At 59.1% G+C, this 11,967-nt stretch carries 11 protein-coding genes and 2 tRNA genes; 3 read left to right on the top strand and 10 right to left on the bottom strand.

Annotation, left to right across the window (positions count from 1 at the left end; all coding sequences use genetic code 11):
* Nucleotides 1-4: 4 nt before the first annotated feature.
* Nucleotides 5-979, top strand: a complete 975-nt coding sequence (gene msrB, locus AC1AYR_RS05365; protein WP_476511787.1) for a peptide-methionine (R)-S-oxide reductase MsrB — start codon at nt 5-7, stop codon at nt 977-979.
* A 626-nt stretch (nt 980-1,605) separates the two neighbouring features.
* Here msrB and AC1AYR_RS05370 read toward each other — a convergent pair.
* The 3 genes from AC1AYR_RS05370 to AC1AYR_RS05380 all read right to left on the bottom strand — a co-directional run bounded on the left by AC1AYR_RS05370 (nt 1,606) and on the right by AC1AYR_RS05380 (nt 2,482).
* Nucleotides 1,606-1,679: transfer RNA gene (locus AC1AYR_RS05370), tRNA-Lys, on the bottom strand.
* Between the two features lie 159 nt (nt 1,680-1,838).
* A tRNA-Thr gene (locus tag AC1AYR_RS05375) sits at nt 1,839-1,910 on the bottom strand.
* A 212-nt stretch (nt 1,911-2,122) separates the two neighbouring features.
* Complete coding sequence (locus AC1AYR_RS05380) at nt 2,123-2,482, bottom strand: winged helix-turn-helix transcriptional regulator (protein ID WP_476511786.1); 360 nt, start codon at nt 2,480-2,482, stop codon at nt 2,123-2,125.
* Between the two features lie 165 nt (nt 2,483-2,647).
* Between AC1AYR_RS05380 and AC1AYR_RS05385 the strand changes: the two genes are divergently transcribed.
* A complete protein-coding gene (locus AC1AYR_RS05385; protein WP_476511785.1) occupies nt 2,648-3,292 on the top strand; it encodes an SDR family oxidoreductase in 645 nt (214 codons plus the stop codon).
* A 52-nt stretch (nt 3,293-3,344) separates the two neighbouring features.
* Here AC1AYR_RS05385 and AC1AYR_RS05390 read toward each other — a convergent pair whose 3' ends face one another.
* The 5 genes from AC1AYR_RS05390 to AC1AYR_RS05410 all read right to left on the bottom strand — a co-directional run bounded on the left by AC1AYR_RS05390 (nt 3,345) and on the right by AC1AYR_RS05410 (nt 7,074).
* On the bottom strand, nt 3,345-4,247 hold the full coding sequence (locus tag AC1AYR_RS05390; RefSeq protein WP_476511784.1) for an aldo/keto reductase: 903 nt from the start codon (nt 4,245-4,247) through the stop codon (nt 3,345-3,347).
* Nucleotides 4,244-4,855: a TetR/AcrR family transcriptional regulator gene (locus tag AC1AYR_RS05395; RefSeq protein ID WP_476511783.1), complete on the bottom strand. Its 612-nt coding sequence runs from the start codon at nt 4,853-4,855 to the stop codon at nt 4,244-4,246. Before AC1AYR_RS05395 ends, AC1AYR_RS05390 begins: the two co-directional genes overlap by 4 nt.
* Nucleotides 4,856-5,187: 332 nt before the next feature.
* On the bottom strand, nt 5,188-5,502 hold the full coding sequence (locus AC1AYR_RS05400; protein ID WP_476511824.1) for a cupin domain-containing protein: 315 nt from the start codon (nt 5,500-5,502) through the stop codon (nt 5,188-5,190).
* Between the two features lie 215 nt (nt 5,503-5,717).
* Nucleotides 5,718-6,539: a methyltransferase domain-containing protein gene (locus tag AC1AYR_RS05405; RefSeq protein WP_476511782.1), complete on the bottom strand. Its 822-nt coding sequence runs from the start codon at nt 6,537-6,539 to the stop codon at nt 5,718-5,720.
* Between the two features lie 64 nt (nt 6,540-6,603).
* The gene (locus AC1AYR_RS05410; protein WP_476511781.1) at nt 6,604-7,074 is read right to left on the bottom strand and encodes an aminoacyl-tRNA deacylase; all 471 of its coding nucleotides are present in this window, start codon (nt 7,072-7,074) and stop codon (nt 6,604-6,606) included.
* A 309-nt stretch (nt 7,075-7,383) separates the two neighbouring features.
* On the opposite strand from AC1AYR_RS05410, the gene AC1AYR_RS05415 reads away from it, so the two are divergent.
* A complete protein-coding gene (locus AC1AYR_RS05415) occupies nt 7,384-9,087 on the top strand; it encodes an RNA-binding domain-containing protein (RefSeq protein WP_476511780.1) in 1,704 nt (567 codons plus the stop codon).
* Between the two features lie 256 nt (nt 9,088-9,343).
* On the opposite strand, the gene AC1AYR_RS05420 is transcribed toward AC1AYR_RS05415, so the two are convergent.
* Together AC1AYR_RS05420 and AC1AYR_RS05425 are read right to left on the bottom strand one after the other, a co-directional pair.
* Nucleotides 9,344-9,805, bottom strand: a complete 462-nt coding sequence (locus AC1AYR_RS05420; protein ID WP_476511779.1) for an HVO_A0114 family putative DNA-binding protein — start codon at nt 9,803-9,805, stop codon at nt 9,344-9,346.
* A 219-nt stretch (nt 9,806-10,024) separates the two neighbouring features.
* Nucleotides 10,025-11,731, bottom strand: coding sequence for a hypothetical protein (locus AC1AYR_RS05425; RefSeq protein ID WP_476511778.1), 1,707 nt, complete (start codon nt 11,729-11,731; stop codon nt 10,025-10,027).
* Between the last annotated feature and the right edge of the window lie 236 nt (nt 11,732-11,967).

The raw sequence follows: 11,967 nt of genomic DNA on the forward strand, positions 1-11,967 counted from the left end.
GCGTATGACCGATACGAACGAGAACAGGAACGATGTGACGGGTGGCGTGGCTGTCGCCTACTTCGCGGGCGGCTGCTTCTGGGGGCTGGAACGCTACTTCCAGAACGTGGACGGCGTGACCGACACGACCGTCGGCTACGCGCAGTCCACCGTCGAGAACCCGACCTACGAGCAGGTGTGCGCGGGGGAGACCGACGCCGCCGAGACCGTGAGAGTGACCTTCGACCCGGAGCGTGTGAGCCTGCGCACGCTTTCGCTGCTGTTCCTGGAGGTCATCGACCCGTTCTCTGTGGACCGTCAGGGCGAGGATTCCGGCCGCCAGTACCGTACCGGCATGTTCTTCACGTCCGAGGCGCAGCAGTCGACCTACATCGCGGCGATCGAGCAGCTGATCGACCGTCAGCCGCAGCGTCCGGCCGTGCTCATCGAGCCGTTGCGCAACTTCTACCCGGCGGAGGCGCATCATCAGGATTATCTGGTGAACAATCCCGGCGGCTACTGTCATATTCCGCTCGCCGCGATTGCGAACGTGAAGCGCCGCCAGAAGTACGTGGAGAGGATCTGGGACCTGACGCTCGAACAGTTCGCGGTGACGCAGAACGCCGCCACCGAGCGCCCGTTCGTCAACGAGTACGACCACACGTTCGAGCCGGGCATCTACGTGGACATCGTAAGCGGAGAGCCGCTGTTCTCGTCGCGCGACAAGTTCGATTCCGGCTGCGGCTGGCCCGCGTTCTCGAAGCCGATTGAGGCTTCGTCGCTGACCGAGCACGCCGACGATCGCGTGCCGGGACGCCCGCGTATCGAGATCCGCACGGCGGACACGCAGATCCACCTTGGCCACGTGTTCGAGGACGGTCCCGCCGATCGTGGCGGCCTGCGTTACTGCATGAATTCGGCTTCGCTGCGGTTCGTGCCGCGTTCGCGTATGGAGGTCGAAGGTTACGGCAAGTGGATTCCGGTGGTCGACGGCGAGTGACCGCGATGCCATGTTGTCCGCGTTTCGCGCGAGATTGCGTTTTCGCATGAGAGTGCGTTTCGCGCGAGATTGCGTCTCGTCTGAGACGCAGGCGGCATGCTTGTTGTTCGCTCGATGGCGTCGGCGGCGAGCGAACGCGACCGTCCTGTTGGGCGGCGTCGTGTCGGATTGATGTGCCGCTGGCGGCTGCACATGTTGCCGTGTGTCGTCCCGCGCCTATCGTGCTTGAGGTCGCGCATGTTTCACGCCTCAGGTTTCACGTGTTTCACATGTTTCACATCCGGTATGTTTCACATGTTTCACGTGAAACCGGCTCTCTTCCTCCCGCTGGCGGGAGGTGGCGCGTAGCGCCGGAGGGTGTCCGCGAGGCGGGATCATCGGGCTGGCGGCTCAGATCGGGGTGCCGATAACCGGCCGGCGTGAGACAGCGTGCTATACGCCATCTCTTCCTCCCGTTGGCGGAGGTGGCGCGTGCCCTCGTCTTCCTCCCGCTGGCGGGAGGTGGAGCGTAGCGCCGGAGGGTGGTCGTGGATCGGGGTGCCGGCCGCGTGGCCCTGCTGCCGCGGTTCCGGCATCCAGTGTGCGAAACGCAAAAGACCGGAATCTTGCGATTCCGGTCTTGGCGGTGCCCCCGCAGGGATTCGAACCCTGGACACGCTGATTAAGAGTCAGCTGCTCTAACCAACTGAGCTACAGGGGCGAGCTCAGTGCGTTGCCGTATCTCATGCAACGACCGACCAATATACACTACGTTGCGTATGACGCAACCGGTGCGACACGCCAAGTTGGTGTTCGGCGTGGCGTGGTCGTCCGTTCCAATCGTCGGCGGGCAATGCCCGGAACGGACGATGGTTCGGAGAGCCCCGAGTGAGAATTGGACTCACGACCTCTTCCTTACCAAGGAAGTGCTCTACCACTGAGCTATCGGGGCGTTGCGGATAGCGGTCCTCAATTGATCGGGGAATCCGCGTTCCTGCTTCCCTTGCGGCGGGCCGTTCGGCCTGACCGCGTCGGGCAACTTGGACATCATGGCACGAGATCGCGCATGGTGCAACTCGGCGTCGCGCGTGTCGTCCTCGCGGCGGTGCGAAACATTCCCGCAGATGGCCGATCGCGTTTGTCTCCATGTCGGGCGACGAAAGCCTAGGCGGCGAGCTTGGCCTTGTAGTCCTCTCCCCAGTTCCATAGAGCGTCGATGACGGTTTTGAGGCTATGACCGGTGTCGGTCAGGGAGTATTCGACGCGCGGCGGCACTTCGGGGTAAACCTCGCGATGCACAAGCCCGTCGGCCTCCATCTGACGTAGGTTCGAGGTGAGTACCTTCTGCGAGATGTGCCCGATCGAACGGCGCAGTTCGCTGAACCGTTTGGTGCCCGTGAGCAGGTCGCGCACGATGAGGATCTTCCATTTGTCGGAGATCAGCGTGAGCGTCGTCTCCACAGGACACGCCGGGAGCGTGTTGACATCGACCATATTGGCGCCTCGCATAATCGTTGGAATCATCCAATAGTTCCTTTTTGGTAACTATAGCACTTTAAAGTGCCTTCTTCCCTAAAGGGCAGTACTCCAATATCGTACTGTTCCAACGGCGGGGTCGCAAGATCTCCGACGAAGACAATCAGATATCGCGCACGACAAGCGCGACGAATCACCGAATAGGAGCACACCATGACCAAGACCATCGCAGTCGTCGCCGCCAACGGCAAGTCCGGCCGTCTCATCGTCAAGGAGGCCGTCGATCGCGGACTTGACGTGACCGCCGTCGTGCGCGGCGAGAACAAGACCGTCGCGCAGCACGCCATCGTCAAGGACCTGTTCGACCTGACCGCCGCCGATCTCGCCGGTTTCGACGTGGTCGTCGACGCGTTCGGCGCGTGGACGCCGGACACGTTCCCGCAGCACTCCACGTCGCTCAAGCATCTCGCGGACATCCTCTCCGGCACCGATACGCGACTGATCGTGGTCGGCGGTGCCGGCAGCCTGTACGTCGATCCCGAGCACACCGTGCAGCTGAGCCAGACCGACGGTTTCCCGGCCGCGTTCCTGCCGCTCGCCACCGCGATGGGCGAATCGCTCGCCGCGCTGCGCGAACGCAGCGACGTGAAGTGGACGTACGTCTCCCCGGCCGCCGACTTCCAGGCCGACGGCCCGCGCACCGGCAAGTACGTGCTGGCCGGCGAGGAGTTCACCGCGAACGAGGCGACCGGTGAGAGCGCGATCAGCTACGCCGACTACGCCATCGCCATCATCGACGAGGCAACGGCGGCGCCGGAGGCCGCGCACGTCAACGAACGCATTTCCGTGCGCTGGTAAGGCGCGGGGTCGAGCCGTCGATTCCCGGCTCGACCCCCGCTCCGGCTGCGTCTCAGTCCTCGACCGGGAACGCCTTCAGCAGCATGTCGCCCACACCCTCGGCGTCAGGGTTGTGGGAGGGCTTGCCGGTGTCGAGACCGCGGAGCGATGCCATCTCCTCATCCGTGAACGCGAAATCGAATACATCCAGATTGCCCTTGATGCGTTCGGGATTCGTGGACTTCGGCAGGGTGACGACGCCCTCCTGCACCTCGAAACGGATGCAGATCTGCCCCGCGTTCTTGCCGTACTTGTGCGCAAGAGCGGTGATGACCGGATTATTGAGCAGTTCCGCGTTGCCGTGGCCCAGCGGGAAGTACGCCTCGACCTTCGTGTCGCTTGGCGCCATGATTGCGCGGATCTCCTTCTGTTGCACGAAGGGATTCCATTCGATCTGATTGACCGCTGGCTTGACGTCGAACTGCGGCACGAAGCTGTTCCAGATGCGCGGCGTCATATTGGAAACGCCGATGGACCGGATCGTGCCGGCCGCCTTCGCCTCTTCCAGCGCCTTCCATGCGCCCGGCACGTCGCCGTACGGTTGATGGACGAGATACAGGTCGATGTAGTCGAGTCCCAGCTTGTTCAGCGAACGTGTGATGCCGATCTTCGCACGCTCGTATCCGTAATGCGACAGCCACAGTTTGCTGGTGACGAAGATGTCGCTCCTCGGGATGCCGCTGTCCCGGACGGCCTTGCCGACCTCTTCCTCGTTGAAATACGCCGTGGCGGTGTCGATGTGCCGATACCCCGCGTCCAGCGCCTCGCGCACGGCCTTGTAGGTGCTGCCGTCGTTCGGGATTTGAAATACCCCGAAGCCGATCGTTGGGATGACATTGCCGTCGTTCAGCGTGATGGTGCGATGCGTCGCATCGGCCGCATTGACGTTGGTGCCGGGTTTGGTGTCGGTGCTCATTGTGCGTTGCCTCCTGATTGGTAGTGGTTGATGATCGGTCTGAGCCCGTATGCGCAGAAGGCACTCATGTTCTCGATGAGATCCTGCGTGCCGCCGGTGATGCACCAGTCGGCCACTGCGCCGTAATAGCAGTTCATGATGATTGCGCACAGCGCGTCGATTGGTGCGTCTTCAGCCAATTCCCCGCGCTGTCGGCCTGCGTCGAGCAGTCGGGAGATGTTGTCGTAGTCGAATCGGAATTTATCCGCGCCGCCGTGTTCGCCGTCGATGGGAGCGGTCACGCTTTTCATCCAGTTTTGCGCCACTTGCAGTGTGTTGCCGTCGATGATCCTCGCCGAACAGGTCAGGTATTCGCCGATGCGCTCGCAGACGTCTCCGGTGAGGTTCAGTGCGCTTTCCATCGCCGCGTTGTACTGTTCCATCGCGATGACGGAGACGACATCCTCTTTGCGTTTGAAATGGGTGTAGAAACTGCCTTTCGCGACTCCCGCCCGGGTTGTGATGTCTTCGATGGTGATGTCGATTGCGTCCCGTTCCCGCAGCAGCGCGCGCATGGCGTCGACGATTTTCTGCCGTGACTGCTGTTTCGCTTCCTGTCGTATGCCCATGCCGCGCCTCCTTGGTGCCATCTGATGAATATTGTACGATATTCACTGAATAAAGTCAATGAATATATTCACAATGATGGTGCGCGCATGGCGTCTCGTATTGCCCCCGCCGGTGGGAGGTGGCGCGTGCGAGCCGTCCCTCGTTTCTTCCTCCCGCCGGTGGGAGGTGGCGCGTAACGTCGGAGGGTGGCCGCGGGGCGGATTTCGCCCGTGCAATGAGTGCAATGAGTAAGGACCGGAGCCTTTCGGTTCCGGTCCCGCATGGCCGTTGGCCGTCCGCCACGTTGGCTTACACGCTGGCTGCCGCCGGGGTTCGCCACGCGGCCACGAGGTCATCGGCGCATCATGATCAGCATCATCTTGGAGGGCTCGACGGCGTAGACCGCGTGCGGCAGGCGGGTCGGGAAGTGCAGGATACCGCCCGGCACAAGGTCTACGGTCTTGCCGCCGCCGGTGACTTGGAGGTGGCCTTCGAGGCACTGCACGAGCACCGGCATGGCGGCGGTGTGCTCGCTGAGCTCCTGCCCCTTGTCGAAGGAGAACAGCACCACGTTGGCGCCTTCCACCTGCATCACGGTGCGTGACACCGTGGCCTCCGGCTGCACGGCGACCATCGGCGCGAGATCGTCGATGGACTCCATCACCATCGGCTGGTTCGGCTGGTCCGTTTGGGTCTGCTGGGTCGGCTGGGTTGGCTGGTCGTCGTGCGTATTGTCGGTCATATCGGAGCTCCTGTCCTTGTTGTTCCATCGATTACCGTCTTCCGCCCGCGGTCCGTTTCGGCGGCGATGCCGGCATGCCGTTCGTGCGGGACGAATCGTGTACATGCCAGCTTAACCGCGCGTGCGGGTGGCAACGTGCGTCAGTCCTTGCGGCGCGCCACGAACGCGATGCCGGTGAGTGTGTCGCCGTACGTGTTGAACACGCGACGCATCTGCATCACCCGCGCGCGCAGGTCCGCGTGCGTCAGCACGTTGCGCATGATGCGCAGCACGCCGCCGATGCCCTCATCCGCCAGATTGCGGCGCATCTTCAGCAGCGCCATCGGTTCGGCGCCGGTCCACAGCACCTCGAATCCCTCCGATTCGAGCAATTCCCGCCACTCGGCGGCGGTCAGCGGACGCGCGTTGACCTTGATGGCCCGGGCGAGATCCCCGCGGATCGCGTCCTTGACCGATTCATCCAGATCGTCCGGTGCGAGACCCATCTCGTGAATCGCGTACAGTCCGCCTGGTTTCAGCAGACGATGCGCCTCGCCGATGATCGCGCGCTTGCCGCGCTCGGACTGCATGGTGAGCATCGCCTCGCCGACCACCACGTCCGCCGATGTGCCCGGCAGGCCCGTGTGCGCGGCGTCGGAACGGATGCAGGAGCCTCCCTGCGGCGCGACCAGCGGGCCGATGATGTCCACGACCTGTTCGTCGCGGTCGACGCCGGTGTATCCGGCCGGACCTTCGCCCAGGATGAGTCGTGTGGTGCGGCCGAGACCCGGGGCGAACTCCACCACGCGTTTGTCGGCGATCGTCGTGTGCGCGAGCATGCGTTTGGTGAGTTTTTCGCCGCCCGGCCGCAGCACGCGTTTGCCGAGTTTGGCCAGCACCCAATGGCCCTGCATGTGTTCGGCTTCGCGGTCGGCCTGCGGCAATTGCGATTCCGTGATGGTCGTTGCATTGCGTTCGCTCATGGGCCCTAAGCATATGGGAATGGGCCCGTGTTGGGAAGACCTTGGCGGGAAGTATCAGGTGAGGCTACGGCTTCAGATATTCGTCGCTGTCGAAATAGCCGGCGACGTCGTTGGCATCGATGATGAGCTGCGGCGCGATGGCCAGCGTGTGATGCGCGTCCTCGGTGCCGCAGTACACGCTGTCGTGCGTGAGCAGTCGTTCGTCGAAGAACATGCGCACGCCGTCGAGGAACAATGGCCCTACTGTGCCGACGTCATAGCCGGTGCGTTCCCTGACCAGTTCCGGCGCGGCCAGATGAATCTGATGCAATCCCAATGCGCGGCCGAGCTGTCGCCATCTCAGGTGCCCGGTGGCGGCCGCGACGACGGCGAAGACGCCCTCCTTCGCTTCGACGATGTAGGTGGCGGCCGCCTTGGCGACGTCGAACACCTTCGCCCCGGATGCCAAGTCGACGATCGGCGTCTCGTGCCTGATGATTGCGGCCTGTCCGGGATGCGCGTCAACGAATCGTCTGATCTGCTCGTACTTGGTCATGTTCCCGCGCCCCTCCACTCATCCGTTCATCCTTTCATTCGTCTATCTTTCCATTCTTCCTTCCGTTCCGGTGGCATTCGCCCTGTTCCGTGTGTACGCCCCTCCGGGGCTTTCCGGTTGCCATCCGGTGCGACGGGCCGCGGCGCGTTGTGATGGGGCTTCGCGTCATTGCCGGGATGGTTGCGGCCGGGGGCGGGGCCGCGCTCAAGCCGTTTGCTTCGGTGCTGTCGTCGTAGCGCGGCTTTCGCTGAATGTTTCACTGAATACACTGAATTCAGTTATTAAACACTGAATTCAGTGTAAAATTCAGTGTATCAAGAAGAATGCGTCGGATTGGATCCCTTTATGGCACATGAATATGGCAAGGAAACGTTGTCGCTCGAGTTCAAAAGCGATTTGAAGCGTTTGCCGGATGACGATCTACTTGATGCCGTTGTGGCGTTGGCGAACTCGGATGGCGGTACGGTGTATCTGGGCGTCGAGGATGACGGCACGCCGACCGGCATCGACAAAGTGCATCAGGATGCGGTCGGTTTGTCGGCGATGATTGCCAACCGTACGGTTCCTCCGGTTTCCGCTCGTGCGCAGATCGTTGGGACGGAGAAGACGCCGGTGATGCAGATCGACGTGCCGAAATCCCGCAGCGTGGTCTCGACCAAGTCGGGCAAGGTGTTGCGACGCCGTATGAAGGTGGATGGTACGCCGGAGAGCGTGCCGATGTACCCGTACGAGATCGCCACGCGCCTGTCCGATTTGGGGCGTTTGGACTTTTCCGCGCAGCCGGTGCCGGATGCGACCCGTGATGATTTCGATCCCCTTGAACGCGACCGTCTGCGCCGGATCATCGGCGCCTACCAATCCAGTGACCGTAATTTGTTGGAATTGACCGATGAGGAGCTGGAGAAATCCCTGCAATTGACGGTGACCGTCGATGGCAAGACCATGCCGACGCTGACCGGTTTGCTGCTGCTGGGCAAGGGGGAGTCTCTGAAACGCTTCGTTCCGACTCATCGGGCGTCTTTCCAAGTCATGTCTGGTACGGATATCAAAGTCAACCAAGACTATGCCGGACCGTTGCTGAAGACCATCGAGCAAATCAACGACATGTTCTCTCCTTGGAATCCAAGCGTCGAGCTATCCGTCGGTCTGTTCTCAACGATGGTGCCGGAATTCGATCATCGGGCGTTCCGAGAGGCGCTGGTGAACGCCTTCGGCCATCGTGACTACACCCTGCTGGGACGTGTGCGTGTGCAGTTGGATGATGCGGGGCTTACCATCGCCAATCCCGGCGGGTTTGTGGAGGGCATCAACATCCATAATCTGCTTACCGCCGAACCGCATGGTCGCAATCCCTGCCTAATGGATGCTCTGAAACGAACCGGATTGGCCGAGCGTACGGGGCGCGGCATCGATCGCATCTACGAAGGGTCGCTGCACTATGGACGTCCCCTGCCCGATTACACGGCGTCGAATGAGCGCAACGTGTCCGTGTACCTGCAGCGCAGCGCACCCGACGTCGAATTCGTGCGGATGCTTGTCGAGGAACAGGAGCGCACCGGTAAGACCATGCCGGTCAACGGTCTGCTGATTCTGAATATGCTCAGGAACGAACGGCGCTGCACGTTCGAGACCATGAACAAGGAACTCGATATGAGTGAGCAGCGTCTGCGCGCTATGCTGGGGCAGCTTACGGAATCCGGCATGATTGAAGGTTCCGGCAACGGTTCTCGGCGGGCATACACTTTGGGGTCCACGGTCTACCGGCGCACCGGTAAGACCATCGAGTACGTACGTCAGACGGGCATCGACCGTGTGCGATGGCCAGAGCTCATTATGAAATTGGTTGCAGAGCAGAATGATGTCACGCGGGCGGATGTCATGGAACTGCTGCATGTCGATGCGAATCAGGCGTACTACCAGCTGTCCAAGCTTGTCAAGGGTGGGAAGCTGAGAGTCATTGGCCGTGGCAAGGGGGCGCGCTATACGATCGGTGGCTTTACCAGGCGAAAGTGATGTGCTGGCGGATGTGCCTGTGTGGGTGCTTTGTACTGGGCATCGTCCGAACTTGGGAAGTCGTTTCAGTACTTAGGAAGATACCTAGGAACCTGGGAAGTGGGTGTGGGTAAGGTTCCTAGGTTCGGGTGTGGGTTGGTTGATGATCAGTCATGCTGTCGCTTTGGGTTTTCGGACTGTCGTGCGCTCGCCGTGCCATCTTCGTTACCTCGTCCGCGGCGTGTCGTGATGGGGCTTCGCGTCATTCATGGGACGGCTACGGTGGGGTGAGGATTCGCCATGTGCTGCGCCGGTTCGAGCCGGTGCGTTCGATTGTTCCGGATTCCCGCATTGCCTGGAAGGTTCTTCGGACGGTGGAGTAGGACACGTCCAGCGCGATCGCCGCCTGACGGTACGTGATCGCCGGATTCTCGCGAAGCAGTTCCAGAAGACGCCACTCCCTTGGTACGATGCCGTTTACAGTTTCATTTACAGTTTCACTTGGGTCGTTTACCTGTTCATCGGGATCATGGTTCGGCGTATCGCGAGCAGGTAAATCGTCTTCGGCAGTGTTGCCCTCCACCCAGCGCACGGGGACGAACGCCTCGAACACGTCGGTAGTGTCCGATTGGCGGCTGGAGCAGGTTGCTGGTTCTCCCGGGGGGGCTTGCATGCGCTCATTAATGTAGAAGAAGATTCGTTTTCTCGGCTGAGAAAATTGATGATTCTTCAGGTCCATGAGGAATCATCGGAATTTCTTCGATGATTTCTTATATTACGGGCGGTGGCCATGCGCCGTAAACCCCCGGTCATGTGCTTGGTGTAATACCAATGACGGCGTCTAGAGTTTTTTTAATTTACGGGGACATGCAGCGATTTGCTGCATGTCCCCGAGGTGTTTATTCCCGTGATAAGAACGCCTTGCTCTCATTTATTGGAATAAAATTTATGAAATTACTCATTGCTTTTCCCAGGCTCCACATCCATTGGAGCTGAAACCGGCGACGCCGTTCGGTATGGTAATCGTTTGAGCTATGCCAGCAGATGTAAAGTTGTTGTCATAAATCTGTCCATTTGCATCCTGCATCTCCCAGTAGCAGTTCGTGACCTTTTCGCTCATGGTTTTCCATGTTCCGGTAGACATCTCCGAGGGAACTTTATATGTTCCCTCATCTTTGATTAGGCCTTGCTGGCGTTTGGTCTGAATTTCGTTTTGGCGCGCTACATCGGCTTCGGCCTTTTGTTTGATTTCTTCAGCACGTGGGTGGTCGGGGCACAGTATAAGTGCTCCCAGCAGTTCTTGCGCTTGACTTTCGCTCATTGTTTGCAGGCTTAGCTGAATAAACGAAGTGGAAGCGCATTCACTATACAAAGCGCCCATACCATATTCGGTATCGTTGGCATGGTCTCCATATGCTGTTTTCAGAGCTTCGTAATCAGTGGTGTTCTTTTCTCCGGTGGCCGTTGAATCTTTGTCCTCGGCATTGCAACTAACTGATTTGCCAGTTTTCCATACTGTGTCCCTGAAATTCTGGCTTGTGACGCCATCAATATGTTCTGTGTGAGTTGATAAATCTCCATCACCGGAAGTAACATAACAGTTCATGCCAATAGCGAAGGGCTGCGGTTCGGACTCTTCCTCTTCTGTATCAGCAGATTCGTCCTCTTTATTCGTAAAATCTTTTAAAGTTGCTTTACCCTTGAAAGAGTTTCTCCCGGTACCCAGATACTGCACTGTGATTGTGGCATACATGGTATCGTCATCGAGAGTCCATGCTGCCTTCCAATCTTTCCACTGGGTTGATGAATTATCCTTTGATGAAGATGAATACCCTATGGTGTCTATGGTATTCTCGCTCATTCCGGTATTAGCTGCTATGCATTCAAGAATTTCACGGTCTGGGATGCTGCTCCATACCATTTGCAAGGCAGGTTCATTGGAATAATCGCCGTCAGACAGTACCTTAATCTTGTTGTCTCGATTGCAGGCAGTGGACACTTTCTGAACAACCTCGAATCGTCCCCTGCTTTGAGCATTGTGTGATGCAACAGTTGCAATTGCATAAATCAGTATTATTGCAACAACTATAATTGAGACAACCACTATCTGAAAATGATACTTATTCCAAATGTCTTTAACTTTCGGCTGGTCTGATTCTTTTGTGATAGAAAACGGGGAATCCGTTTTTGTCTTGACCTCTGCGGTGGCATCTTCGCTTGAGGTGAGTTCTGAGATCGTTTCTTTCCCCGTTTGTGTCTCCTCGGGAGCTTGAGGCGTTGCATATGCAGCCGGGACTGATTGCTCTTGTGTGTCTCGCGGTTCTGCGTCACTCTCAGAAAGAACTCCGGACACTCCTGAGAAGAATTCATCCGCGATGGTGACGTTGTGGGAGTTCTGGAACCCGGCTGCCGTTGACCCCAGTTTCCCGGCCACAGTGAGTCTAACCAAGGTGCCATCCCCGCTGGGGACAGCCGAGGCTGTCAAGTTCTCTCCCCATGTGGTCATGCTGATACCCGACGAGAACGTGCATGAGCACGATAAATCATCGGCGTTCTTCAAAGTGAAGCGGGACTGCCCTGATTCCAGATAGCGCTTCATCGCCCCGTATACTTCTCCGATGGACGCATTATAGTAACGCTCCAGTTGCGTGGTATTCAACGCCATTGTTCTTCTCCCTTAATAGAACAGATAACTGTTCAATTCTACTGGGAAACAAGGATGGCGAGACTTCTCCGGTGTCTGGGAATCCAGTCTTTTGGGGATTGGGTGGGTGCGCGAGGCAACATGCTCAACAGTTCATGCGGGTGGGGTCAGTGCGGTGCCCGTACGGGGTACCGCGAGCGAGGCTCCGAAATGAGCGGAAAGTAATAGCACCGGAACCTGTGAGAAAGCTAAGCAAA

This window comes from Bifidobacterium sp. LH_417, from assembly GCF_056357035.1.

What these genes read in the sequence shown, in the direction of transcription:
- msrB (WP_476511787.1), top strand. Translation starts at nt 5, where the DNA reads ATGACCGATACGAACGAGAACAGGAACGATGTGACGGGTGGCGTGGCT.
- AC1AYR_RS05390 (WP_476511784.1), bottom strand. Translation starts at nt 4,247, where the DNA reads ATGAGCACCGACACCAAACCCGGCACCAACGTCAATGCGGCCGATGCG.
- AC1AYR_RS05385 (WP_476511785.1), top strand. Translation starts at nt 2,648, where the DNA reads ATGACCAAGACCATCGCAGTCGTCGCCGCCAACGGCAAGTCCGGCCGT.
- AC1AYR_RS05380 (WP_476511786.1), bottom strand. Translation starts at nt 2,482, where the DNA reads ATGATTCCAACGATTATGCGAGGCGCCAATATGGTCGATGTCAACACG.
- AC1AYR_RS05400 (WP_476511824.1), bottom strand. Translation starts at nt 5,502, where the DNA reads ATGGTGATGGAGTCCATCGACGATCTCGCGCCGATGGTCGCCGTGCAG.
- AC1AYR_RS05395 (WP_476511783.1), bottom strand. Translation starts at nt 4,855, where the DNA reads ATGGGCATACGACAGGAAGCGAAACAGCAGTCACGGCAGAAAATCGTC.
- AC1AYR_RS05420 (WP_476511779.1), bottom strand. Translation starts at nt 9,805, where the DNA reads ATGGACCTGAAGAATCATCAATTTTCTCAGCCGAGAAAACGAATCTTC.
- AC1AYR_RS05405 (WP_476511782.1), bottom strand. Translation starts at nt 6,539, where the DNA reads ATGAGCGAACGCAATGCAACGACCATCACGGAATCGCAATTGCCGCAG.
- AC1AYR_RS05425 (WP_476511778.1), bottom strand. Translation starts at nt 11,731, where the DNA reads ATGGCGTTGAATACCACGCAACTGGAGCGTTACTATAATGCGTCCATC.
- AC1AYR_RS05410 (WP_476511781.1), bottom strand. Translation starts at nt 7,074, where the DNA reads ATGACCAAGTACGAGCAGATCAGACGATTCGTTGACGCGCATCCCGGA.